The organism is Streptomyces sp. NPDC006643, assembly GCF_042870175.1.
In the GTDB taxonomy this organism is placed as follows: domain Bacteria; phylum Actinomycetota; class Actinomycetes; order Streptomycetales; family Streptomycetaceae; genus Streptomyces.
On sequence record NZ_JBIAHA010000013.1, the window covers coordinates 140,587 to 164,798 of the forward strand.

24 protein-coding genes are annotated in these 24,212 nt (G+C 70.7%); 18 read left to right on the top strand and 6 right to left on the bottom strand.

The features are described from left to right. Positions 1-9 precede the first annotated feature (9 nt). Positions 10-1,347 (bottom strand): D-arabinono-1,4-lactone oxidase, encoded by a 1,338-nt coding sequence (locus ACFYNU_RS19190; protein ID WP_356591814.1) that lies wholly within the window; start codon positions 1,345-1,347, stop codon positions 10-12. Further along, positions 1,289-2,554, bottom strand: coding sequence for an MFS transporter (locus ACFYNU_RS19195; protein ID WP_356591812.1), 1,266 nt, complete (start codon positions 2,552-2,554; stop codon positions 1,289-1,291). The genes ACFYNU_RS19190 and ACFYNU_RS19195 overlap by 59 nt, the downstream gene beginning before the upstream one ends. A 166-nt stretch (positions 2,555-2,720) precedes the next feature. On the opposite strand from ACFYNU_RS19195, the gene ACFYNU_RS19200 reads away from it, so the two are divergent. Further along, a complete protein-coding gene (locus ACFYNU_RS19200; RefSeq protein ID WP_356591810.1) occupies positions 2,721-3,848 on the top strand; it encodes a ferrochelatase in 1,128 nt (375 codons plus the stop codon). A gap of 93 nt (positions 3,849-3,941) precedes the next feature. Further along, positions 3,942-4,742 (top strand): inositol monophosphatase family protein, encoded by an 801-nt coding sequence (locus ACFYNU_RS19205; protein WP_356591808.1) that lies wholly within the window; start codon positions 3,942-3,944, stop codon positions 4,740-4,742. 83 nt (positions 4,743-4,825) lie between these two features. Here ACFYNU_RS19205 and ACFYNU_RS19210 read toward each other — a convergent pair whose 3' ends face one another. After that, positions 4,826-4,999, bottom strand: coding sequence for a hypothetical protein (locus ACFYNU_RS19210; protein WP_023538151.1), 174 nt, complete (start codon positions 4,997-4,999; stop codon positions 4,826-4,828). Positions 5,000-5,355: 356 nt separating this feature from the next. Between ACFYNU_RS19210 and ACFYNU_RS19215 the strand changes: the two genes are divergently transcribed. From ACFYNU_RS19215 to ACFYNU_RS19230, 4 genes are all read left to right on the top strand, one after another. Then, positions 5,356-6,009: a response regulator transcription factor gene (locus ACFYNU_RS19215; RefSeq protein WP_023538150.1), complete on the top strand. Its 654-nt coding sequence runs from the start codon at positions 5,356-5,358 to the stop codon at positions 6,007-6,009. Between the two features lie 5 nt (positions 6,010-6,014). Further along, on the top strand, positions 6,015-7,256 hold the full coding sequence (locus ACFYNU_RS19220; RefSeq protein WP_356591806.1) for a HAMP domain-containing sensor histidine kinase: 1,242 nt from the start codon (positions 6,015-6,017) through the stop codon (positions 7,254-7,256). Between the two features lie 389 nt (positions 7,257-7,645). Beyond that, on the top strand, positions 7,646-7,942 hold the full coding sequence (locus ACFYNU_RS19225; RefSeq protein ID WP_023538148.1) for a DUF4193 domain-containing protein: 297 nt from the start codon (positions 7,646-7,648) through the stop codon (positions 7,940-7,942). A gap of 13 nt (positions 7,943-7,955) precedes the next feature. Beyond that, a complete protein-coding gene (locus ACFYNU_RS19230; RefSeq protein WP_356591804.1) occupies positions 7,956-8,873 on the top strand; it encodes a hypothetical protein in 918 nt (305 codons plus the stop codon). Here the strand turns inward: ACFYNU_RS19230 and ACFYNU_RS19235 are convergent. Next, positions 8,870-9,352: a DUF3093 domain-containing protein gene (locus ACFYNU_RS19235; RefSeq protein ID WP_356591802.1), complete on the bottom strand. Its 483-nt coding sequence runs from the start codon at positions 9,350-9,352 to the stop codon at positions 8,870-8,872. The genes ACFYNU_RS19230 and ACFYNU_RS19235 overlap by 4 nt on opposite strands. A gap of 58 nt (positions 9,353-9,410) precedes the next feature. On the opposite strand from ACFYNU_RS19235, the gene ACFYNU_RS19240 reads away from it, so the two are divergent. The 8 genes from ACFYNU_RS19240 to ACFYNU_RS19275 all read left to right on the top strand — a co-directional run bounded on the left by ACFYNU_RS19240 (position 9,411) and on the right by ACFYNU_RS19275 (position 16,855). Beyond that, positions 9,411-10,031: a PaaI family thioesterase gene (locus ACFYNU_RS19240; RefSeq protein WP_356591800.1), complete on the top strand. Its 621-nt coding sequence runs from the start codon at positions 9,411-9,413 to the stop codon at positions 10,029-10,031. Next, positions 10,028-10,552, top strand: coding sequence for a dUTP diphosphatase (dut, locus tag ACFYNU_RS19245; RefSeq protein ID WP_356591798.1), 525 nt, complete (start codon positions 10,028-10,030; stop codon positions 10,550-10,552). Before ACFYNU_RS19240 ends, dut begins: the two co-directional genes overlap by 4 nt. Position 10,553: 1 nt before the next feature. After that, a complete protein-coding gene (locus tag ACFYNU_RS19250; protein ID WP_356591796.1) occupies positions 10,554-11,327 on the top strand; it encodes a DUF3710 domain-containing protein in 774 nt (257 codons plus the stop codon). Between the two features lie 160 nt (positions 11,328-11,487). Continuing rightward, complete coding sequence (locus ACFYNU_RS19255) at positions 11,488-12,228, top strand: ABC transporter ATP-binding protein (protein WP_356591794.1); 741 nt, start codon at positions 11,488-11,490, stop codon at positions 12,226-12,228. A gap of 158 nt (positions 12,229-12,386) precedes the next feature. Beyond that, on the top strand, positions 12,387-14,930 hold the full coding sequence (locus ACFYNU_RS19260; protein ID WP_388766774.1) for a DUF4118 domain-containing protein: 2,544 nt from the start codon (positions 12,387-12,389) through the stop codon (positions 14,928-14,930). A gap of 29 nt (positions 14,931-14,959) precedes the next feature. Beyond that, positions 14,960-15,682 carry a response regulator gene (locus tag ACFYNU_RS19265; RefSeq protein WP_051433625.1) on the top strand — a complete coding sequence of 241 codons (723 nt, stop codon included), beginning with the start codon at positions 14,960-14,962 and terminating at the stop codon, positions 15,680-15,682. Positions 15,683-15,715: 33 nt separating this feature from the next. Next, positions 15,716-16,102 carry an OB-fold nucleic acid binding domain-containing protein gene (locus ACFYNU_RS19270; protein ID WP_356590715.1) on the top strand — a complete coding sequence of 129 codons (387 nt, stop codon included), beginning with the start codon at positions 15,716-15,718 and terminating at the stop codon, positions 16,100-16,102. A 3-nt stretch (positions 16,103-16,105) separates the two neighbouring features. Further along, complete coding sequence (locus ACFYNU_RS19275) at positions 16,106-16,855, top strand: DUF3159 domain-containing protein (RefSeq protein ID WP_388766777.1); 750 nt, start codon at positions 16,106-16,108, stop codon at positions 16,853-16,855. A gap of 630 nt (positions 16,856-17,485) precedes the next feature. Here the strand turns inward: ACFYNU_RS19275 and ACFYNU_RS19280 are convergent. After that, entirely contained in the window at positions 17,486-18,157 is a 672-nt protein-coding gene (locus ACFYNU_RS19280; protein ID WP_356590717.1) for a TrkA family potassium uptake protein, read from the bottom strand. Further along, positions 18,157-18,825 carry a TrkA family potassium uptake protein gene (locus tag ACFYNU_RS19285; RefSeq protein WP_356590719.1) on the bottom strand — a complete coding sequence of 223 codons (669 nt, stop codon included), beginning with the start codon at positions 18,823-18,825 and terminating at the stop codon, positions 18,157-18,159. The genes ACFYNU_RS19280 and ACFYNU_RS19285 overlap by 1 nt, the downstream gene beginning before the upstream one ends. A gap of 303 nt (positions 18,826-19,128) precedes the next feature. Between ACFYNU_RS19285 and ACFYNU_RS19290 the strand changes: the two genes are divergently transcribed. The 4 genes from ACFYNU_RS19290 to ACFYNU_RS19305 all read left to right on the top strand — a co-directional run bounded on the left by ACFYNU_RS19290 (position 19,129) and on the right by ACFYNU_RS19305 (position 24,188). Next, positions 19,129-19,470 (top strand): winged helix-turn-helix domain-containing protein, encoded by a 342-nt coding sequence (locus ACFYNU_RS19290; protein ID WP_356590721.1) that lies wholly within the window; start codon positions 19,129-19,131, stop codon positions 19,468-19,470. Next, positions 19,467-19,733: a hypothetical protein gene (locus ACFYNU_RS19295; protein WP_356590723.1), complete on the top strand. Its 267-nt coding sequence runs from the start codon at positions 19,467-19,469 to the stop codon at positions 19,731-19,733. The genes ACFYNU_RS19290 and ACFYNU_RS19295 overlap by 4 nt, the downstream gene beginning before the upstream one ends. Before the next feature lie 165 nt (positions 19,734-19,898). Continuing rightward, entirely contained in the window at positions 19,899-22,004 is a 2,106-nt protein-coding gene (locus tag ACFYNU_RS19300) for an MMPL family transporter (RefSeq protein ID WP_356590725.1), read from the top strand. A 132-nt stretch (positions 22,005-22,136) separates the two neighbouring features. Beyond that, positions 22,137-24,188, top strand: a complete 2,052-nt coding sequence (locus ACFYNU_RS19305) for an APC family permease (protein ID WP_356590727.1) — start codon at positions 22,137-22,139, stop codon at positions 24,186-24,188. Positions 24,189-24,212: the final 24 nt, after the last annotated feature.

Below are 24,212 nucleotides of genomic sequence, written 5' to 3' on the forward strand. Positions count from 1 at the left end.
CAGACGGCGCTACCCGCCGATGACCCGCCGCAGATACGGATTGCCGAACAGCCGCTCCGGGTCGAGCCGGTCCCGTACCGCCGTGAACTCCTCGAAGCGCGGATAGACCCCGGCCAGATACGCCGCGTCCCGCGTGTGCACCTTGCCCCAGTGCGGCCGGCCGCCGTGCGCGGTCATGATCCGCTCCACCGCCGTGAAGTACGAGCGGTAGGGCGTGCCACGGTAGAGATGGACCGCGATGTACGCCGTCTCCCGCCCCGACGCCGTCGACAGCGGGATGTCGTCGGCGGGCGCCGTCCGCACCTCCACGGGGAAACTCACCCGCAGTGGTGAACGCTCGATCATGGCCTTGACCTCGCGCAGCGCACCGACCGCCGCCTCGCGCGGCAGGGCGTACTCCATCTCCACGAAGCGCACCCGGCGCGGGCTGGTGAAGACTTTGTAAGGAATGTCCGTGTACATCCGGGCGGAGAGGGCACGGCTGGAGATCCGGGCCATCGCGGGGATGGTCCTGGGCACCGCCCGGCCGACCGAACAGACCACCTGGAACAGCTTGTTGGAGAGAAGTTCGTCCTCGATCCAGCCGCTGACCGCGCCGGCGGGGGCCGCCGGGCCCGCGCTGCGGTTGTTGCGCTTGGTGTTGCAGTTGCCGGTGTGCGGAAACCAGTAGAACTCGAAGTGCTCGTTCTCGGTGACGAGCGCGTCGAACTCGGCCGTCACCCGGTCGAACGGCATCGGCACCTCGTGCGCCGTCAGCAGGAAGACCGGCTCCACTGCGAAGGTGATCGCCGTCACGACCCCGAGCGCGCCGAGCCCGATCCGGGCGCTCGCGAAGATGTCCGGATTCTCGGTCGGTGAGCACGTCAGTACGGAGCCGTCCGCCGTGACCAGCTCCAGCGCCCGGATCTGCGCGGCGATCGACGCGGAATCGCGGCCGGTGCCGTGCGTGCCCGTGGACGTCGCGCCGGCGACGGTCTGATCCGTGATGTCGCCCATGTTGGTGAGCGACAGACCCTCCCTGGCCAGGGCCTCGTTCAGCCGCCTCAGCGGGGTGCCCGCCGCCACGGTCACGGTGCCGGCCGTCCGGTCGATCTCCCGGATGCCGGTGAGCAGTTCGGGCCGTATGAGCAGTCCGTCGGTGGTGGCCGCGGACGTGAACGAGTGCCCCGTACCGACCGCCTTCACCCGCAGCCCGTCGGCGGCGGCCGTACGGACCGCCTCGGCGATTTCTTCCACGGAGGCGGGGGACAGGACCCGGCTGGGACGCGCGCTCACGTTCCCCGCCCAGTTACGCCAGATGCCTGTCGCGTTCCTCTTCGTCGCCGCGCCCGTACCGGTGTTGGTCATCAGCCCCACGCCCCTCCCGATCCGTTGGCCGCTCCCGCAGCCGGCGGTGGCCCAGCAGCGCCACCAGGGCCGCGGCCACCCCCGCCACGACGGGCACAGCGAACCCCGCGCGCGCCCCGGAGGCGTCCACCACCCAACCTCCGGCGGAGGCGCCCAGCGCCACTCCGACGGCGAGTCCGGTACTGGTCCACGTCATGCCCTCGGTGAGCTTGGTACGAGGTACGTGCGCCTCGACGAGAGCCATCGTCGTCACCATCGTGGGGGCGACCGACAGGCCGGCGACGAAGAGCGCCACGGCCAGAAGCGGCAGACTCCCGGCCAGTTGGAGGGGGATCATACTCACGGCCATCACACAGACACCCACCAGCCACCTGCTGGACGCGCTGCCCCGCGGATTCAGCAGCCCGAAGACGGCCCCGGCGAGGCATGAGCCGAGCGCGTACACCGCGAGGACGAGGCTCGCCGCCGTCTTGTTGCCCCGCTCCTCCGCGAACGCCACCGTCACCACGTCGACGGCCCCGAAGATCGCGCCGGTCGCCACGAACGTCACCACGAGCACCCGCAGACCGGGGGAGCGCAGCGCGGTGCCCCCGGTGTGGTGCTCACGCGCCTGCGGCACCGGCTCGGTGGCCCGCTGCGCCGTCAGCCAGAAGACCCCCGTCACCAGGAACACCGCCGCCAGCAGCGGCCCCGCCTCCGGGAACCAGGCCGTGGACAGACCGATCGCGATGATCGGGCCGAAGATGAAGCAGAGTTCGTCGACGATCGACTCCCACGAGTACGCGGCGTGCAGCTCACGCGGCGACCCCCGGTACAGCTCCGCCCAGCGCGCCCGCACCATCGACCCGACGCTCGGCACACAGCCGGCGCCCGCCGCGAAGACGAAGAGGGTCCACTCCGGGGCCGACTGCTGGGCGCAGAGCAGGAGTCCGGCGACGGCGGTCACGGCGGTCAGCGCGGCGGGCCGCAGCACCCGCCGCTGGCCGTGCCGGTCCACCAGCCGGGAGATCAGCGGACCCATTCCGGCGGCGGACATCGCGAGCGTCGCCGCCAGCGCCCCCGCCAGGCCGTAACGCCCGGTGAGCTGGGAGATCATCGTCACGACGCCGATGCCCATCATGGACAGCGGCATCCGGCCGACGAGACCGGCCGCGCTGAAACTCCGGGTGCCGGGCGCGGCGAAGATCGCGCGGTAGGGACTGGCCACGTGTCGCTCCGGTGGGCGCTGTCGTGAGTGACGGCGTGTACTGCCGTGAGGGGATGTCCTGAGCACTGCCGGTAAGGAATGAACAGGCGCAGACAGCTTACGGTCCCATCGCCCCCGGGCGCGCCTCGGTTTACCGGCCCCCAACCGCGGATGGCAGGATCGGGGCATGTCCGATCAGCTAGCGACTTCCCCCTACGACGCCTTGCTCCTGCTGTCCTTCGGTGGCCCGGAAGGCCCGGACGACGTGGTTCCGTTCCTGGCGAACGTGACCCGTGGCCGGGGCATCCCCGAGGAGCGGCTGAAGGAGGTCGGGCAGCACTACTTCCTGTTCGGCGGGGTCAGCCCCATCAACGAACAGAACCGCGTCCTGCTCCAGGCACTGCGCGCGGACTTCGCCGAGAACGGCCTGGAACTGCCGGTCTACTGGGGCAACCGCAACTGGGCCCCCTATCTGACCGACACCCTGCGGGAGATGACCAAGGACGGCAGACGCCGGGTCGCCGTCCTCGCCACCAGCGCCTACGCCTCGTACTCCGGCTGCCGCCAGTACCGCGAGAACCTGGCGGACGCCCTCGCCACGCTGGTGGAGGAGGGCCTGGAGCCGCCCCGCGTCGACAAGCTGCGGCACTACTTCAACCACCCCGGCTTCGTACGGCCCATGACCGAGAGCGTGCTCGCGTCCCTCGCCGATCTCCCCGAGGACGTACGCGCGGGGGCGCACCTCGCCTTCACCACCCACTCCGTCCCGCTGGCCGCCGCCGACACCTCGGGCCCCGTGGAGGACCACGGCGACGGCGGCGCGTACGTCGCCCAGCACCTCGACGTGGCGCGGGTGATCGCCGACACGGTGCGCGAGGAGACCGGCGTCGAGCACCCCTGGCAGCTCGTCTACCAGTCGCGCAGCGGGGCGCCGCACATCCCGTGGCTGGAGCCGGACATCTGCGACCACCTGGAGGGCGTGCACGGCGCGGGGGCACCGGCGGTCGTGATGGTGCCCATCGGGTTCGTCTCGGACCATATGGAGGTGCTGTACGACCTGGACACCGAGGCCACCGCGAAGGCCGCCGAACTCGGCCTGCCGGTACGGCGTTCGGCCACGGTCGGCGCCGACGAACGGTTCGTCGCGGCCGTACGCGACCTGCTCCTGGAGCGCGCGGCGACGGAGCGGGGGCGCGCGGCCGAGCGGTGCGCGCTCGGGTCGCTCGGGCCGAGTCACGACCTCTGCCCGGTCGGCTGCTGCCCCGCGCGCACGCCGCGCCCCGCCGCCGCGGGCGCCGACAGCCCGTACGCCTGACACCGCCCCGTACCCCCTTCGCACGCCCGACACCGCCTCGTACGCCCGACGCCCTTCGCATCGCCCGGTGCCCTCCCGAGGAGTGACCTGCCCGTGACCGACCCCCTCACCACCGAACTGCTGGCCCTCGCCCTGGAGGCCGCGCGCCGGGCCGGGGAGCTGCTGCGCGACGGCCGCCCCGCCGACCTGGGCGTGGCCGCGACGAAGTCCAGCCCCATCGACGTCGTCACGGAGATGGACATCGCCGCCGAGAAACTGATCACGGGCTTTCTGGCGGAGAACCGCCCCGACGACGGCTTCCTCGGTGAGGAGGGCGCCAGTTCGGCGGGCAGCAGCGGTGTCCGCTGGGTGATCGACCCGCTGGACGGCACGGTCAACTATCTGTACGGGCTGCCGACCTGGGCCGTCTCCATCGCCGCCGAACGCGACGGGGTCACCCTCGTCGGCGTCGTCGAGGCGCCGATGCGCCGCGAGACGTTCCGGGCCGTGCGCGGCGGCGGCGCCCACCTGAACGACCGGCCGGTGAGCTGCCGCCCCGCCCCGCCGCTGGACCAGGCGCTGGTCTCGACCGGCTTCAACTACGTCACCACCGTCCGCACCCACCAGGCGGACATCGCGGCGCGGCTGATCCCCCAGCTGCGGGACATCCGGCGCGGCGGCTCCGCGGCCGTCGACCTCTGCGACGTCGCCGCCGGCCGGCTCGACGGCTACTACGAGCGCGGGCTGCACCCATGGGACCTCGCCGCCGGCGAGCTGATCGCGCGCGAGGCGGGCGCGCTCACCGGCGGCCGTCCCGGCGCCCCGGCCGACGGCGACCTCGCGGTGGCGGCGACACCCGGCGTCTTCGAACCGCTCCAGGCGCTGCTGGAGGAGTACGGCGCCTGGCACGACTGATCGGTCCGGACGGCGAGCGGATCACCCCGGACAGGAAAGGACCCCGGCGCCGTCCCATGGCGCCGGGGTCCTTCCCGTACGGGTCACACGTTGGCGGTGCCGAACTGCACGCCGTGCTCGGCGGCGAGGCGGTGCAGGTCGTCCAGCTCCTCCTGCTCGACCTCCGCGAGGAAGTCGTCGCCCGTCTCACGAGCCCGTGTGAGATCGGATTCGGTGGTCCTTATGCGCTGCAGAAGACCTGCGGTGAATGCGTCCATTGCGCCCCCTCGGCGTGGGTCGATGGCACGGGGGTGTGCCGACGTCGTGGTCAAGTGGCACCTGGAAGTGCCGACGGCGGTCGATCACGCACCACTCCCTCTGGGGGACAGAGCGGGTAGTGGCATGCCACGTAAGGGGCGTGATCTCGGGTGTGCACTCGTCATCCCCAGGGCGTGTGCGGCAGAAACCTCCCGACATTCAGGAATCTTGCGTATTCCTTCCGTATGCCCGGCGGTCGGCATTGTCTTACCGCCGGTTTATGCGCGTTGCGGGCAGGATGGGCCCGCACAGCCAGTGCTACGACCTGCCCGGTTCCCCGGATCTCCGGCAATGGGCTCAGAGGAAGGACAGCGACGTGCGCGTACTCGTCGTCGAGGACGAGCAGCTGCTCGCCGATGCGGTGGCCACCGGGCTGCGCCGGGAGGCCATGGCCGTCGACGTCGTGTACGACGGCGCCGCCGCCCTGGAGCGGATCGGGGTCAACGACTACGACGTCGTCGTACTCGACCGCGACCTCCCGCTCATCCACGGTGACGACGTCTGCCGGAAGATCGTCGAGCTGGGCATGCCGACCCGGGTGCTGATGCTCACGGCGTCGGGCGACGTCAGCGACCGGGTCGAGGGCCTGGAGCTGGGCGCCGACGACTATCTGCCGAAGCCGTTCGCCTTCACCGAGCTGACCGCCCGGGTGCGGGCGCTCGGCCGTCGTACGACCGTCCCGCTGCCGCCCGTCCTGGAACGGTCCGGCATCAAGCTCGACCCGAACCGCCGCGAGGTCTTCCGCGACGGCAAGGAGATCCAGCTCGCGCCCAAGGAGTTCGCGGTCCTCGAAGTACTGATGCGCAGCGAGGGCGCCGTGGTCTCCGCCGAGCAGCTGCTGGAGAAGGCCTGGGACGAGAACACCGACCCCTTCACCAATGTCGTGCGCGTCACGGTCATGACGCTGCGCCGCAAGCTCGGCGAGCCGCCCGTGATCGTCACCGTGCCCGGCTCCGGTTACCGGATCTGATGCCCGTGGCAACCACCCCGGCGCCCCCCACGGCGCCCCCGAAACCGACCTGGGACCCCAGACGGCCCGACCAGGCGCTGCCCTGGGTCCGTCCGACGATCCGGATACGACTGACGCTGCTGTACGGCGGCATGTTCCTGATCGCCGGCATCCTGCTGCTCTCGATCATCTATCTGCTGGCGGCGCAGGCCATCAACGAGGGCAGCGAACTGGCCCTGAAGGTGACCGGCGTCAACGTGCAGCTGACGAGCCCCACCTGCCCCGGACTCAACGAGGCCGTCAACAACGACCAGCTGAACTCGTCACTCAAGGCGTGTATGGCCGCCCAGCGCCAGCAGGCGCTCGACGACCTGCTCACCCGCTCGCTGTTCGCCCTCACCGGCCTGTCCATCATCGCTTTCGCGTTCGGTTACGCGATGGCCGGCCGGGTCCTCTCACCGCTGGGCCGGATCACCCGCACCGCGCGCCGCGTGGTCGGTTCCGACCTGGCCCGCAGGATCGAGCTGGACGGCCCCGACGACGAACTGAAAGAGCTGGCCGACACCTTCGACGAGATGCTGGAGCGGCTGGAGCGGGCCTTCACGGCGCAGCAGCGCTTCGTCGCGAACGCCTCCCACGAGCTGCGTACGCCCCTGGCGATCAACCGCACGCTGCTGGAGGTCCAGCTCTCCGATCCGGCGGCTCCTGTGGAGCTCCAGCAGCTCGGCAGGACGCTCCTGGCCACCAACGAACGCAGCGAACAGCTGGTGGAGGGCCTGCTGCTGCTCGCGCGCAGCGACAACCAGCTCGTCGAGCGCAAACCCGTCGACCTCGCCGAGGTCGCCACCCGCGCCGTCGACCAGACGCGCGGCGAGGCCGAGGCGAAGGGCGTGGAGCTGCGCGGCGAGTGTGTGCCGGCGGTCGTTCAGGGCAACGGTGTCCTGCTGGAGCGGATCGCGCTCAACCTCGTACAGAACGCCGTCCGCTACAACGTGAAGGAGGACGGCTGGGTCGAGGTCACGACCGCCGTCGAGCACGGTGAGGCGGTGCTGCTGGTGTCGAACACGGGGCCGGTCGTTCCCGCGTACGAGATCGACAACATCTTCGAACCGTTCCGCCGCCTCCGTACGGAGCGGACCGGCAGCGACAAGGGCGTGGGCCTCGGCCTGTCGATCGCCCGCTCGGTCGCGCGGGCCCACGGGGGCCGTATCATCGCGGAGCCCCGCGAGGGAGGCGGGCTCGTGATGCGTGTCACTCTGCCGGTCTGAGTTTTCGCTCCTGATCGGAGCGAAGTTCGCTTTGCGCGGAATTTTCGGGACCCGTTCCCGGTTGGGCCGTGTGTGATCGATCACAGGGGCGAATTCAAGCCTCGCACTCTCTGTGATCAAGCCCCTTGCGGAAAGCCGGGAAAATCCGGGTTTCCGGGGGTCGGGATCACGGGAAGTACACGGGGTGGCGCCCGTGAAGTACGACATTCGGACCGTGTACGGTCCGGTTCGCCACCCAATGCCGATCACTCCGGAAGAGTCCGGTTGGGTGTCGATTGAGTAACAGACCTTGATGTGAGGCAAAATCTCCGCCTCAGGTCGGGCACAAGTCCGGCCTCTCACGCGTTACGCGCTGAGACACCGATGACACCCAGAGGGGGAGAAGCGACATGGCAACGGATTACGACACCCCACGCAAGACCGATGACGACGTCGATTCCGACAGCCTTGAGGAACTGAAGGCCCGTCGGAACGACAAGTCGACATCCGCGGTCGACGTGGACGAGTTCGAGCAGGCCGAGGGACTTGAGCTGCCCGGGGCGGACCTCTCCAACGAGGAGCTGTCGGTTCGCGTACTGCCCAGGCAGGCCGACGAGTTCACCTGCATGAGCTGCTTCCTCGTGCACCACCGCAGCCAGCTGTCCCGGGAGAAGAACGGTCAGCCGATCTGCCGCGACTGCGACTGAGGAGCGGTCGGCCGTGGCAGGTGACACACCGTCCAGGAAACGGCGTTTCCGGCGCAAGAACGCGCCGGAGGCGCCCCAGAGCGGCCCGGGCCCGGCAGAAGGCGTCACGCCCGCTGCCGAGCACTCCGCTCTCCTGCCCCACCCCGGCACATCCGACGACGACGGGCGGGGCCTTCCGGCCTCGCTCGCAGCGGCCCAGGGCGACCACGACGGGCCCGTGACCGGGGCCCGGCGCCTGGGCAAGGTCAAACGGGGCATACAGAAGGGCGGCGCGAGCGCCAGGGCCGGGCTCACGCATCTCGCGGACCGGATCATCGACAACGCCCCGCGCGTCCCCGTCCGTGATCTGGCCACGCTCCGCAGGCAGTTCCCCGGGCTCGGGCCCGAAGAGCTCGCCGACAAACTCGTCGCGGGCGCGGCGAACAGCAGCTCCACGGTGGGCGCCGGGATCGGCGCCGTCGCGATGATGCCCGTACCGCCCGCGATGCCGGCCGAACTGGCCGCGGAGATCACGGCCGTCGCCGCGATCGAACTGAAACTCATCGCCGAGCTGCACGAGGTCTACGGCCTGCGTCCGCCCGGCAATCTCAAGCAGCGCAGCACCGCGTATCTGACCTCGTGGACCGAGGAGCGCGGTGTCGACATCACCAAGCCGGCGACCCTCAACTCGGCGCTCTCCGGCCGGATGAAGCGCGAACTGCGCCAGCAGATCATGAAGCGCACGGTCCGCAGCCTGCCGAACCTGGTGCCGTTCATGATCGGGGCGGCCGTCGGCGCGATGATGAACCGCCGCGACACCCAGAAGGTCGCCGAACGCATCCGTAAGGACCTGCGCGCCCGTCAGATCTCCTGGAACACCCTGCCCGCCCTGCCGCCGCTGGAGCAGCCCAAGATGCTGCCTCCCGAGTTCCCCAAGGAGCTGGGTCGTTAGGGCGCGTCCTCCGCCTTCACCAGCGCCTCCCGCGCCGCCTCCAGCGCCTTCGCGAGCGCCTTCGGGCGCCGGGTCGACACATAGACGTAGGGAGTCGGGTCCGCCGGGTCGGTGATCTCCACCCGCAGCGCCGTCGGGATGTAGCTGCGCAGCAGCATGAAGGCGCGGGGATCGGCCTTGTGCATGCGCCAGGCGCGCGCCTCGTCGGCGCCCAGCACGTGCGCGTCGCCGAGCGCCGCCACCGGGATCCGGGCATGGCCCGCGACCAGCGAGCCGGCCACCACGCGGATCCGCGCGGAGCCGTACGAACTGACCGCCAGCGCCGCCGCCAGCCCCGTCACCACCACCGCCCCCAGCATGGGCACCGTGCCCAGCGGCAGCAGGATCAGACCCCCTGAGAGCGCGACGAGAACGGTGATCACCCACCAGGAACCCGGTGCGGTGAGACGTTCGTCGTAAGGCGCCGCTGATTGCTCCATGGAGCCAAGCTTGGCACGGTGCGACCGGCGGGTAGCCGCGCGGGTAAGGTCTGCGCCTGTGAGTACTGTGCCCTCCGGGGGGAAGACCCCCCGTTCCGCCGTCCGGTCCCCGGCTCTGACGCCGCCGGCCGACGCCATAGCGCCGGTACGGCACCCACAGGCCCCCGCCCCGGGGGAGCCGATCGGTTCGCACTACGCGCACTGCTTCGGCTGCGGCGACGAGCAGCCGCACGGCCTCCTCCTCCAGAGCCGGGCCGGCGAAGGCGTCTCGATCACCGCGGAGTTCACGGTACGGCCCGCCCATCAGGGCGCCCCCGGCCTCGCGCACGGCGGAGTGCTCGCCACCGCGCTCGACGAGTCGCTCGGCGCGCTCCAGTGGCTGCTGCGCGTGATCGCCGTGACCGGCAAGCTGGAGACGGACTTCGTCCGCCCCGTACCGGTCGGCACCGTCCTCTTCCTGACCGCCGAGGCCACCGCCGTGAGCGGCCGGAAGATCTTCTGCTCCGCCACCGGCCGGCTCGGCGGGCCCGACGGCCCCGTCGCCGTCCGCGCCGGCGCCCTCTTCGTCGAGGTGAAGGTCGACCACTTCGTCGACAACGGCCGCCAGGAGGAGATCCAGGTGGCCATGGCCGACCCCGACCAGGTCAGGCGCGTCCGCGCCTTCGAGGTGAACCCATGAGCCCCAGTCCCCGCACCCCCGTCGACGTGCTGATCCGCCGGACCGACCCCGAGGTGCCGCTGCCCTCGTACGGGCACCCGGGCGACGCCGGCGCCGATCTCGTGACCACCGAGGCCGCCGATCTCGCTCCGGGCGAACGCGCCGTGCTGCCCACCGGGGTTTCCCTCGCGCTGCCCGACGGGTACGCCGCCTTCGTACATCCGCGATCCGGGCTGGCCGCGCGCTGTGGAGTGGCCTTGGTGAATGCCCCGGGGACGGTGGATGCCGGGTACCGTGGGGAGATCAAGGTGATCGTGGTCAATCTCGATCCGCGCGAGACGGTGCGGTTCGAGCGGTTCGACCGGATTGCCCAACTGGTCGTCCAGCAGGTCGAGAAGGTGCGCTTCCACGAGGTGGCGGAGCTTCCCGGCTCGGCGCGGGCCGAGGGGGGCTTCGGGTCCACCGGCGGTCATGCCGCGGTGGACGGTTCACAGGGCGGGAATCGATACGCATCGGTCGTATCCGACCGGGAAGGACAGTGACGTGTTCGGACGTCGCAAGAAGAGCGGTGCCGCCGATGACACGGCGGGCGAGGCCGAGCAGGTCGTCGACGACAACGACGCCGATGACACGCAGGACGGGGCCGAGGAGCCCCGCCGGGTGAATCTTCCCCCGGCCCCCCGGCCCGACGGGCCGTGGGACATCTCCGAGGTCTCCAAGCCCGACGAGGGCCGCGTCGACCTGGGCGGCATCTTCGTCCCCGGAGTCGACGGAATGGAGCTTCGTGTAGAGGTGGCGGGTGACGCGATCGTCGCGGCGACCGTCGTCGTACGCGACAGCGCCGTACAGCTCCAGGCCTTCGCCGCTCCCAAGAAGGAGGGCATCTGGAGCGAGGTGCGCGAGGAGATCGCCTCGGGCATCACGCAGCAGGGCGGCATCATCGACGAGGTCGAGGGCCCGCTCGGCTGGGAGCTGCGGGCCCAGGTGCCCGTACAGCTCCCGGACGGCACCGGCGGCGTACAGCTCGTGCGCTTCATCGGGGTCGACGGGCCGCGCTGGTTCCTGCGCGGAGTGATCTCCGGACAGGGCGCGGTGCAGCCCGAGGCCGCCGGACTGCTGGAGCAGATCTTCAAGGACACGGTCGTCGTGCGCGGCGAGGGCCCCATGGCGCCCCGCGACCCGATCGTCCTGAAGCTCCCCGACGACGCGCAGATGGTCGCCGAGGGTGTCCAGCAGGCCGAGGAGCAGGAAGGTTCCCGCTTCGCCGGCGGCATGGGGCAGCTCCAGCGCGGCCCCGAGATCACCGAGGTGCGCTGACCCGGGGGTTCGCCCTCTTCGCCGTACGCGCGGGTGGGCCGCGCTCCCATGACGGGGGCGCGGCCCACCGCCGTTTCCGGCCGCCGTCACCATTGCCCGGCCGCGTGCGCCCCGCACATACTGACGCCGGGGAATCCGCACCGTACGGGGGAAATGAGTCATGACCGAGAGCAGCAGCACCGCCACGACCGTCGCCGCCCCGCCGGCCGAGCCCATGGTGCGGGTGACCGGCCTCCACCGCTCGTACGGCACCGGCGCCGCCGCCGTCCACGCGCTGCGCGGGGTGTCCTTCACCGTGCCGCGCGGGGAGCTGATCGCGCTCAAGGGGCGGTCGGGATCGGGCAAGACGACCCTGCTCAACCTCGTCGGCGGCCTCGACACCCCGGACGCCGGACAGATCACCGTCGACGGCACGGACCTCGCCACCCTCGGCGAGAACGGCCTGCTCGCCCTGCGCCGCGACCGCGTCGGCTTCATCTTCCAGTCCTTCGGCCTGCTCCCCATCCTCACCGCCGCCGAGAACGTCGGCGTACCCCTTCGGCTGCGCAAGGCCGACCCGCGCGAGCGCGAGGAACGGGTGGCGCTGCTGCTCGCCCTGGTCGGCCTCGGCGACCACGCCGCGCAGCGGCCCGGCGAGCTGTCCGGCGGCCAGAAGCAGCGCGTCGCCATCGCCCGCGCCCTGGCCAACCGGCCCGCCCTGCTGATCGCCGACGAACCCACCGGGCAGCTCGACGCGGAGACCGGGCTCGCCGTGATGGAGCTGCTGCGCGCCGTCGTACGCAGCGAGGGCGTCACCGCGCTCGTGGCCACCCATGACGCGCAGCTCCTCGGCCTCGCCGACCGGGTCCTGGAACTCGCCGACGGACATCTCGTGGAGCATGAGCGCGCCCCGCGCCCGTAACCCCCCGGCCGGTCCCCGAGGGGTGTCCCGCCCATCAGAATCGTGTCAAGACGGACCCCGCACCCTGCGGAATGTCCGTTTCGGGGGTCTGTCTGGCTGTACCTTCGGGCGGGAAGCCGCGAGGGGACGCAGCGGCTCGGTGGGAAGACAATGGGGCCATGGGACGCGGCAAGCTACGGATCTACCTGGGCGCGGCACCGGGCGTCGGCAAGACGTACGCGATGCTGTCCGAGGCACACCGGCGCGTGGAGCGCGGCACCGACTGCGTCGTGGCGTTCGTCGAGCACCACAACCGGCCCCGTACCGAGGTGATGCTCAAGGGCCTCGAACAGATCCACCGCCGTGAGCTGCCGCACCGGGGCACCGTCTTCACCGAGATGGACGTGGACGCGGTCATCGAGCGCCGCCCCGCCGTCGCCCTCGTGGACGAACTCGCGCACACCAATGTCCCGGGCTCCCGGAACTCCAAACGCTGGCAGGACGTCGAGGAACTGCTCCAGGCGGGCATCGATGTCGTCTCGACCGTCAACATCCAGCACCTGGAATCACTCGGCGATGTCGTCGAGTCGATAACAGGGGTACGGCAGCGCGAGACCGTCCCCGACGAAATGGTCAGACGGGCCGACCAGATCGAACTTGTCGACATGTCGCCCCAGGCCCTGCGGCGCCGTATGGCGCACGGCAACATCTACCAGCCCGACAAGGTCAACGCCGCGCTCTCCCACTACTTCCGCCCCGGCAACCTCACCGCGCTGCGCGAACTCGCCCTCCTGTGGACCGCGGACCGGGTGGACGAATACCTCCAGCAGTACCGGGGCGAGCACAACATCCGCTCCACCTGGCAGGCCCGCGAGCGCATCGCCGTCGGCCTCACCGGCGGACCCGAGGGCCGTACGCTCATCCGCCGCGCCGCCCGCATGGCCGCCAAGGGCTCCGGCAGCGAGATCCTCGCCGTCTACATCGCCCGCAGCGACGGCCTCACCTCCGCCTCGCCCAAGGAACTGACCCTCCAGCGCACCCTGGTCGAAGACCTCGGCGGCACCTTCCACCACGTCATCGGCGACGACGTGCCCTCGGCGCTGCTGGAATTCGCGCGCGGCGTCAACGCCACCCAGATCGTGCTCGGCTCCAGCCGGCGCAAAGCCTGGCAGTACATCTTCGGGCCCGGCGTCGGCGCCACCGTCGCCCGTGAGTCGGGACCCGACCTGGACGTCCACATCGTCACCCACGAGGAGGTCGCCAAGGGCCGCGGCCTGCCCGTCGCGCGCGGCGCCCGCCTCGGCCGCTCCCGGATCCTCTCCGGCTGGCTGGCCGGCGTCGTCGCGCCCGTCCTGCTGACGCTGCTCCTCACCGCGCTGAACGACACCCTGGGCCTGGCCAACGACGTCCTGCTCTTCCTCTTCCTGACCGTCCTCGCCGCCCTGCTCGGCGGACTGCGCCCGGCCCTCGCGTCGGCGGCCGTGGGCTCGGTGCTGCTGAATTTCTACTTCACCCCGCCCACCCACAACCTCACCATCCAGGACCCCAGGAACATCGTCGCCATCGTGATCTTCTTCGCGGTCGCGGTCTCGGTGGCGTCCGTGGTCGACATCGCGGCCCGGCGCACCCATCAGGCGGCGAGACTCCGTGCCGAGTCCGAGATCCTGTCCTTCCTGGCGGGCAGTGTGCTGCGCGGCGAGACCACCCTGGACGCCCTGCTGGAACGCGTACGCGAGACCTTCGCCATGGAGTCCGTCGCCCTGCTGGAGCGCACCAGCGACGTCGACCCGTGGACCCGCGCGGGCAGCGTCGGGCCCAAGCCCGTCGACCGCCCCGAGGACGCGGACGTCGACATGCCCGTCGGCGACCACATGGCACTGGCCCTGTCCGGCCGGGTGCTGCCCGCCGAGGACCGCCGGGTGCTCTCCGCGTTCGCCGCCCAGGCCGCCGTCGTCCTCGACCGCCAGCGCCTGGTCGGCGAGGCCGAGGGCGCCCGCAGGCTCGCGGAGGGCAACCGCATACGTACGGCCCTGCTCGCCGCCGTCAGCCACGACCTGCGCACCCCACTGGCCGCCATCAAGGCCGCCGTCACCTCGCTCCGCTCCGACGACGTCGAATGGTCCGACGAGGACCACGCCGAACTCCTCGAAGGCATCGAGAACGGCGCCGACCGGCTCGACCACCTCGTGGGCAACCTCCTCGACATGTCCCGCCTCCAGACCGGCACCGTCACCCCGCTGATCCGCGAGATCGACCTGGACGAGGTCGTCCCCATGGCACTCGGCGGCGTGCCCGAGGCCAGCGTCGTCCTGGACATCCCGGAATCCCTGCCGATGGTCGCCGTCGACCCCGGCCTGCTGGAGCGCGCCGTGGCCAACATCGTCGAGAACGCCGTCAAGTACAGCCCCGACGGCACCCGCGTCAATGTCTCCGCCAGCTCGCTCGGCGCCCGCGTCCAGGTACGCGTGGTGGACCGCGGCCCCGGCGTCCCCGACGAGGCCAAGGAACGTATCTTCGAGCCCTTCCAGCGCCACGGGGACGCCCCGCGCGGGGCGGGCGTGGGCCTCGGCCTCGCCGTCGCCCGCGGCTTCGTGGACGCCATGGACGGCACCCTCACCGCCGAGGACACCCCTGGCGGCGGACTCACCATGGTCCTGGATCTCACGGCCGTACCAGGGCTCGCCCCGACCGGCCCCGAACTACCCGCCCAGGTCGGCTCATGACCGGCGGCACAGCAGAAAGGCAGGCCACCATGGCGCCTCCCGCCGGGGGAGACTCCCGAGGGCCCGTGAGGGTGCTCGTGGTCGACGACGAGCCGCAGATCGTGCGCGCCCTCGTGATCAACCTCAAGGCCCGCAAGTACGAGGTCGACGCCGCCGCCGACGGGGCGACCGCCCTGGAGCTCGCCGCCGCCCGCCACCCGGACGTCGTCGTGCTCGACCTCGGCCTGCCCGACATGGACGGCGTCGAGGTCATCAAGGGGCTGCGCGGCTGGACCCGGGTACCGATCCTGGTGCTCTCCGCCCGCCAGACCTCCGACGAGAAGGTCGAGGCGCTGGACGCCGGCGCCGACGACTACGTCACCAAACCGTTCGGCATGGACGAACTCCTCGCCCGCCTCCGCGCCGCCGTCCGCCGCGCCGAGCCCGTCGGCTCCGGCGACGACGACAGCGTCGCGATGGTCGAGACGGAGGGGTTCACCGTCGACCTCGTCGCCAAGAAGGTGCACCGGGAGGGCCGCGACGTACGGCTGACCCCGACCGAGTGGCACCTGCTGGAGGTCCTCGTACGCAACACCGGCCGGCTCGTCAGCCAGAAACAGCTCCTCCAGGAGGTCTGGGGGCCCTCCTACGGCACGGAGACCAACTATCTGCGCGTCTACATGGCCCAGCTCCGCCGCAAGCTGGAGGCGGACCCCTCGCACCCCAGGCACTTCGTCACCGAGCCCGGCATGGGCTACCGGTTCGACCGATGATCCGGGACCCGCGGACCCCGGTACGCTTCTGTCATGAGTGCTGAGAAGCCGACCGGCCGCTTCCGCCGGATGCTCGACCGGCTCTCCAGCTCCCAGGAGGACCTGGAGTCCGAGGAGCTGCGTGAGGACGCGCAAGCGTCGGGCTGCACACGCATCGGCGACTGCCGCGACCGCCAGACAGTGAAGGTGACTGGTACGTTGCGGACGGTCACTTTGCGTCCGCGGGCCGGCGTGCCCGCGCTGGAGGCGGAGCTGTTCGACGGCACCGCGCCGCTGGACGTGGTGTGGCTGGGACGGCGCTCCATCGCGGGCATAGAACCGGGCCGCAAGCTCATCGCATCCGGCCGGATCTCCATGAGCCACGGCCGTAGGGTGCTGTTCAACCCCAAATACGAACTCCGACCGCTCGGACAGGAGTAGCCGGTGACGTCAATCGACAAGCCAGCCACGACAGACCCCCACGCGCCCGAGGGTGCCGACCCGCAGACCGACGCCGACGCCAAGGCGGTGACCGAGGCCGCGCTCTTCGAGGCGTTCGGCGGCGTACGCGGAATGGTGGAGACGGTCGTCCCCGGACTGCTCTTCGTCACGATCTTCACGATCAACAAGGACCTGCACGTCTCGGCGATCGCCGCGCTCGCGGTCTCGCTGCTGCTGGTCGCCGTCCGGCTGATCCGCCGCGACACCGTGAAGCACGCCTTCAGCGGCGTCTTCGGGGTCGCCTTCGGTGTGGTCTTCGCGATGATGACGGGCAACGCGAAGGACTTCTATCTGCCGGGCATGCTCTACACGCTGGGGCTGGCGGTGGCGTACATCGGTACCAGCGTCGCGGGAGTGCCGCTGATCGGGCTGATCCTGGGGCCGGTCTTCAAGGAGAACCTGTCCTGGCGTACGCGGAACCCGGGGCGCAAGTCGGCGTACACGAAGGCGAGTTACGCGTGGGGGTTCATCCTCCTCGCGAAGTGCGCGATCCTCTTCCCGCTGTACTGGTGGGCGGACACGGCGCAGCTGGGCTGGGTGCTGGTGTCCCTGAAGATCCCGCCGTTCCTGCTGGCGGTGTACCTGACGTGGCTGTTCCTGGCGAAGGCGCCGGCCCCGATCGACGTGTTCGCCGAGATGGAGGCCGCGGAGGAGGCGGAGCGCGCGTCGAAGGAGCAGCGGGAGTCTCAGTAGCCGGGGCGCGGGTTCGCCTCCGGCGCGGTTGCGGGTTCGTTGCCGGGGCCTGGGTTGCGGTTGTCGGCTGACGGTCGGGGTGCGGGGTCTTCGGAGGGGGGTGTCCGGACGGCGTGACTTACGCCGCGTGCAACGCTCGTTGGACCCGGGGGAACCGGCATTTTCACGCGACACAAGTCAGCCTGAGTGTCCGAACACCCCCCTCCTGCGACCCCGCCCCCCTCACACCGCCACGACGTCCGCACAAACCCCGGGGCGGGTGGGGTGGGGTGGGCCCGGACCGTACGGCCACACCCGTCTTGCCGGGTGGCCCGGCCTGCCGGGCGGCGTGTTCCGGGTCCCCGCCCCCCGCCCGCGGGTTGGGAGGGGGACGCGCAGGGGGCGTGGTCGGACACTCAGGCTGACTTGTGCCGCGTGAACAAGTTGAGTCTTCGGGTCCAACGAGCCTTGCACGCGGCGTAAGTCACGCCGTCCGGCCATGACCCCGGAGCGGCACCCGGACACCGACCGCAACCCACCCAGCCCGTCCGGCGCTTGAGGACGAACCCGGCCCGCAGGCGCGGACCCCGGCACCCGGCGGACCCGGCAACGCGGCACCCCGCAACCCCGCAACCCCGCAACGGCACAGCGTCAAGCGTCCTCGCGGCGGACCGAGAGCAGGTCCTCCAGTTGTTCCTCCCGTGCCTGCGCCGCCACGAACAGCAGTTCGTCCCCCGCCTCCAGCGTCTCCTCCGCGTGCGGCGTCAGCACCCGGGAGCCCCGGATGATCGTCACCAGCGACGTGTCCTGCGGCCAGGTCACGTCCCCTACCTGCGTACCCGTCACCGCCGACTCCGGCGGCAGCGTCAGCTCCACCAGGTTCGCGTCGCCGTGGCTGAAGCGCAGCAGCCGTACGAGGTCGCCGACGCTCACCGCTTCCTCGACCAGCGCCGACATCAGACGCGGGGTCGACACCGCGACGTCGACGCCCCACGACTCGTTGAACAGCCACTCGTTCTTCGGGTTGTTGACGCGGGCGACCACCCTCGGGACGCCGTACTCCGTCTTGGCCAGCAGTGAGACGACCAGGTTGACCTTGTCGTCGCCGGTGGCCGCGATCACGACGTTGCACCTCTGCAGCGCCGCCTCGTCGAGCGAGGTGATCTCGCACGCGTCGGCCAGCAGCCATTCCGCCATCGGGACCCGCTCGACCGAGATCGCGGTGGGCGCCTTGTCGATCAGCAGGACCTCGTGCCCGTTCTCCAGCAGCTCGCCCGCGATGGAACGACCCACCGCGCCTGCTCCGGCAATCGCGACGCGCATCAGTGACCGCCCTCCTCGGGGCCCTCGGCGAAGGCCGCCTCGACCTTCTGGATCTCGTCCGTACGCATCATCACGTGGACGAGGTCGCCCTCCTGGAGCACCGTCTGCGACGTGGGCAGCGTGGCCTCGCCGAGCCGGGTGAGGAACGCGACGCGGACGCCCGTCTCCTCCTGGAGAGTGCTGATCTTGTGACCGATCCACGCGGCCGACGTGTGGACCTCGGCGAGCTGGACGCCGCCGCTCGGGTCGCGCCACAGCGGCTCCGCGCCGGACGGCAGCAGCCGCCGGAGCATCTGGTCGGCGGTCCAGCGGACGGTCGCCACGGTGGGGATGCCGAGGCGTTGGTAGACCTCCGCGCGCCGGGGGTCGTAGATGCGCGCGGCGACGTTCTCGATGCCGAACATCTCGCGGGCCACCCGGGCGGCGATGATGTTCGAGTTGTCCCCGCTGCTGACCGCGGCGAACGCGCCCGCGTCCTCGATGCCCGCGTCGCGCAGGGTGTCCTGGTCGAATCCGACGCCGTTGACGCGCCGTCCGCCGAAGCCGGAGCCGAGCCGGCGGAACGCCGTGGGGTCCTGGTCGATGACCGCGACCGTGTGCCCCTGCCGCTCCAGGCTGGTCGCGAGCGCGGCTCCCACCCGGCCGCAGCCCATGATGACGATGTGCACGTCCTCTTTACCCCGCAGTCCTGTTCGCCGAGCTGACCTGCGTAAACACCTGGTTCACTCTTTCTTCTCCGTGCGTCGCGCCTCGGACGGGACAACCGTACGAGGCGCCGCACGGGACTGAGCTTATGCGTCCGCGCCCGCCGTGCCGTCACCCGTGTCGGGGAGACCGGGGCAGCCGTCGGGGGATACCCCGAGACGACCCCGAGTTCCCCTCAGCCGACCCTGATATGTGTCAGCTTTCTTTGACAGGTGCGGACGGCTACTGTCAGCCTTCTCTGACAGGTGCTGATGAAAGGGGCTGCGATGGCTGAGGTCCCCACCGGCGACGAGCTGTTGAAAGTGCTCGGCGCACTCGGCAATCCGCACCGGATGCGGATCGTCGGCGCGCTCCTGGAGGGCCGGAACTACGTCAGCGCTCTCGCCCGCGAACTCGGCATCGGCCGCCCGCTGCTGCACATGCATCTCCAGCGGCTGGAGGCGGCCGGGCTGGTCGTCGGGACGCTGGAGCTGTCCGAGAGCGGCAAGTCGATGAAGTACTTCGAGCTGACGCCGTTCTGTGTCGCCCTGACCCCGCAGTCCGTCGCGACGGCGGCGCTGACGCTCACCGAGGAAGAGAGAACAACGATGAAGGAGTCCGCGAAATGAATGATTCGGGCTGGACGGACCTGGCCGGAGCCATCGGCGCCGGCGGTGTCTTCCTGTTCCTCATCGTGGTCGTCTGGCAGGTCGCGGCGACCTGGCGCGCCCGCATGCTGGCGGCGCGCGAGGAGCAGTACAAGAAGCTCGCCATGAAGTACGCGCAGTTGTTGGAGGACAACGTCGAGCTGCACCGCCGCACGCTCGACGAGCTGACGCAGGCCCGGGGCTCCATCGTGTCGATGGAGAAGATGATGCGCGAGATCGAGTAGCAGCGCCGCCAAGTGAAGTCGTACGGCCGGGAGTTGCAGCCCCCGGCCGTACTCATGGAGAACCGTCGCTCAGGGCACCGCCCCGCGCGCCGCGGCAGGTCGCCAAACCATCACGCCGCGGCGCGGCAGGGGTGTGCCCTCCACTCCATACGGAGGAGATTACTCATGACCACGTTGCCGAAGCGGCTCGCCGGCGCACCCGGCGGCAGCCGCGGGAAGTGGTTCGTCCTGCTCGCCTGGCTGATTCTCGCCGTCGCGCTCGGTCCGCTCGCGGGCAAGCTCGGCGAGGTCGAGGAGAGCGGGCCGAACGCGTTCCTGCCCCGTGGCGCGGAATCCGCGAAGGTCAACACCGAGCTGGAGGAGTTCCGCACCGACACGCTGATGCCGGCCGTCGTCGTCTACACCGGGGAGGGGGCCGCCGCGAAGGCGGGCGCGGACCGCCCGCGCCTCGCGCCGTACGTCGCCGAGGGCGAGCAACTGCCGCCCGCCGTACGGTCGGACGACGGCGAGGCCCTGATGGCCGTCGTACCCCTGTCGTACGAGGACCAGCTCATCGACAAGGTCGGCGAACTCCGCGACATCGCCGGCGCCAACGCGCCACCGGGCGTCGCGGCCGAGGTCGGCGGCCCCGCCGCGTCCCTGGCCGACTCCGTCGCCGTCTTCGACACCCTCGACTCGACCCTGATGATCGCGACCGGCCTCGTCGTCGCCGTCCTTCTGCTGATCACCTACCGCAGCCCCCTGCTGTGGCTGTTCCCGCTGCTGTCCGTCGGCTTCGCCGCCGTACTGACCCAGGTCGGCACCTATCTGCTCGCCAAGTACGGCAACCTGCCCGTCGATCCGCAGAGCGCCGGCATCCTGATGGTGCTCGTCTTCGGCGTCGGTACGGACTACGCGCTGCTGCTCGTCGCCCGCTACCGCGAGGAGCTACACCGCCAGGAGGACCGCCACGAGGCCATGCGGACCGCGCTGCGCCGCTCCGGCCCGGCGATCCTCGCCTCGGCGGGCACCGTCGCCGTCGGACTGGCCTGGCTGGCCTTCGCCGACATCAACTCCTCGCGCTCCATGGGCCTGGTCGGCGCCGTCGGAGTCGTCTGCGCCTTCCTCGCGATGGTCACGGTCCTGCCCGCGCTGCTGGTGATCGCCGGCCGCTGGGTCTTCTGGCCGTTCGTGCCGCGCTTCGGCGCCCCCGCCCGCGCGGAGTCCACCGTCTGGTCCCGGATCGGCGCCCTGGTCGCCCGGCGCCCGCGCTGGTCCTGGCTGATGTCGGTCGGCGTCACCGGCGTACTCGCGCTCAGCGCCTTCGGCATCGACATGGGGCTGCGGCAGTCGGAGATGTTCCAGGAGAAACCCGAATCCGTCGTGGCACAGGAGTTGATCTCCGCGCACTACCCGTCGGGCGCCTCCGACCCGGCGAAGATCGTCACCCGCGCCGACCGGGCCGCCGACGTCGAGTCGGCCGTACGGGACGTCAAGGGCGTCGCGCGCGTCGAGGACGGCGACCGTACGCCCGACGGCCGCCTCGCCACGCTGTCGGTGGTGCTGAGCGACACCCCGGACAGTACGGCGGCCAAGGACACCGTGGACCGGCTCCGGGACGCCGTAGGCACGGTCGACGGCGCCGGCGCGCTCGTCGGCGGGGCCACCGCGCAGACCCTGGACACCCAGCGGGCCGCCGACCGGGATCTGCGCACCGTCATTCCCGTGGTGCTGGTGGTGGTGCTGGTCGTCCTGATCCTGCTGCTGCGCGCCCTGGTCGCGCCGCTGCTGCTGCTCGCGACGGTCGTGCTGTCGTACTTCGCCGCGCTCGGCGCCTCCAACCTGCTGTTCGAGTCCGTCTTCGGCTTCGCCGGCGTCGACTGGTCGATGCCGCTGATGGGCTTCGTGTTCCTGGTCGCCCTGGGCATCGACTACAACATCTTCCTGATGCACCGCGTCCGTGAGGAGGCACTGCGGATCGGCCACACACGCGGCGTTCTCGAGGGGCTGACCAGCACCGGGGGCGTCATCACCTCGGCGGGCGTGGTGCTCGCCGCGACGTTCGCCGTCTTCGCGGCGCTGCCACTGGTGACGATGGCGCAGATGGGCGTGATCGTCGGCATCGGTGTCCTGCTGGACACCTTCCTGGTCCGTACGGTGCTGGTGCCCGCGCTCGCGCTGGACCTGGGGCGCCGGTTCTGGTGGCCGGGGCGGCTCTCCGTAGGAGGCGGTGATCGTCGGACCCGGCCGGTGGACGGGAGCGCCGAGGAGCGCGCGCCGGAGCGCGTCTGACGCCGGTACGGAGTCCCGGCGTCGCCGACCGTGACACGGCACCGTGGCACGGGTCGGGCGCCGGGCCCCCGGCCCGTCCCTGGCGGGGTGGTGCTTGGTACGCCGCATGTCGGACGGCTTACGATCCTCATCGTGCCGAAACTGACCGACGTGCCCAAACGGATCCTGATCGGCAGGGCGCTGCGTAGCGACAAGCTGGGAGAAACGCTCCTTCCCAAACGCATCGCCCTGCCTGTCTTCGCATCCGACCCGCTTTCCTCGGTGGCCTACGCGCCGGGGGAGGTCCTTCTGGTGCTCTCCATCGCGGGCGCGTCGGCGTACCACTTCAGCCCGTGGATCGCACTGGCCGTCGTGGTCCTGATGTTCACCGTCGTCGCCTCCTACCGGCAGAACGTGCACGCCTACCCGAGCGGCGGCGGCGACTACGAGGTGGCCAACACCAACCTCGGCCGCAAGGCCGGGCTGACCGTCGCGAGCGCGCTGCTCGTCGACTACGTCCTCACCGTGGCCGTGTCGATCTCCTCCGGCGTGGAGAATCTCGGCTCGGCGATCCCCTTCGTCATCGAGAACAAGGTCCTGTGCGCGATCGGGATAATCGTCATCCTGACGCTGATGAATCTGCGCGGCGTACGGGAGTCGGGCAAGCTCTTCGCCATCCCGACGTACATCTTCGTCACCGGCGTCTTCGTCATGATCGCGTGGGGCGCCTACCGCGGCTTCGTGCTCAACGACACCATGGACGCGCCCACGGCCCACTTCGAACTCAAGGCGGAGGAAGGCGGACTGGCCGGCTTCGCCCTGGTCTTCCTGCTGCTGCGCGCGTTCTCCTCCGGCTGCGCGGCCCTCACCGGCGTCGAGGCCATCAGCAACGGCGTACCCGCCTTCCGCAAACCCAAGAGCAAGAACGCGGCGACGACCCTCGCGCTGATGGGCACCCTGGCCGTCACCATGTTCTGCGGCATCATCGGGCTGGCGATGGCCACCGATGTGAAGATGGCCGAGTTCCCGGCCAGGGACCTGCTCCGCGACGGGGTGCCGGTCGGCGAGGGCTACGTCCAGAACCCGGTCATCAGCCAGGTCGCCTCCGCCGTCTTCGGCCCCGACACCTTCTTCTTCGTCCTGCTCGCCGCGGCCACCGCCCTCGTCCTGTTCCTGGCCGCCAACACCGCGTACAACGGCTTCCCGCTGCTCGGCTCGATCCTCGCCCAGGACCGCTACCTGCCGCGCCAGTTGCACACCCGCGGCGACCGCCTCGCCTTCTCCAACGGCATCGTGCTGTTGGCCGGCGCAGCCGCCCTGCTGGTGTGGGTGTACGGGGCGGACTCGACCAAGCTGATCCAGCTCTACATCGTCGGCGTCTTCGTCTCCTTCACCCTCAGCCAGACGGGCATGGTCCGGCACTGGAACCGCCATCTGCGCACCGAGCGCGACAAGGCCAAGCGCCGCCACATGATCCGCTCACGCGCGATCAACACCTTCGGCGCCTTCTTCACCGGGCTCGTCCTGATCGTCGTACTCGCCACCAAGTTCACGCACGGTGCGTGGGTCGCCCTGCTCGGCATGGTGATCTTCTACGGGACGATGTCCGCGATCCGCCGCCACTACGACCATGTGGCCGAGGAAATCTCCGCTTCCGAGGCCCCCGGCCCCGACAGCGTCCGGCCCTCCCGCGTGCACACCATCGTGCTGGTCTCCAAGGTCCACAAACCGACCCTGCGCGCCCTCGCGTTCGCGAAGCTGACCCGTTCGGACCGGCTGGAGGCGCTGAGCATCAACGTCGACCCCGCCGAGACGAAGCAGCTCAGGGAGGAGTGGGAGCGGCGCGGCATCAATGTGCCGCTGAAGATCCTCGACTCGCCGTACCGGGAGATCACCCGGCCGGTCATAGAGTACGTACGGAGTCTGCGCACCGAGAATCCGCGCGACGTGATCAGCATCTTCATCCCCGAGTACGTGGTCGGCCACTGGTTCGAGCAGGTGCTCCACAACCAGAGCGCGCTCCGGCTCAAGGGCCGGCTGCTCTTCACCCCGGGCGTGATGGTCACCTCGGTGCCGTACCAGCTGGAGTCCTCCGAGGTCGCGAAGAAGCGCGCGAGGCGGCGGGCGGACTGGACCGCGCCGGGCTCGGTGCGGCGGGGGCCGGTCGACACCCGGCCGAAGAAGGAGCCGACGGAGAAGCCCTGAGGAGTGTCCGTTGGCGGTGCGCGC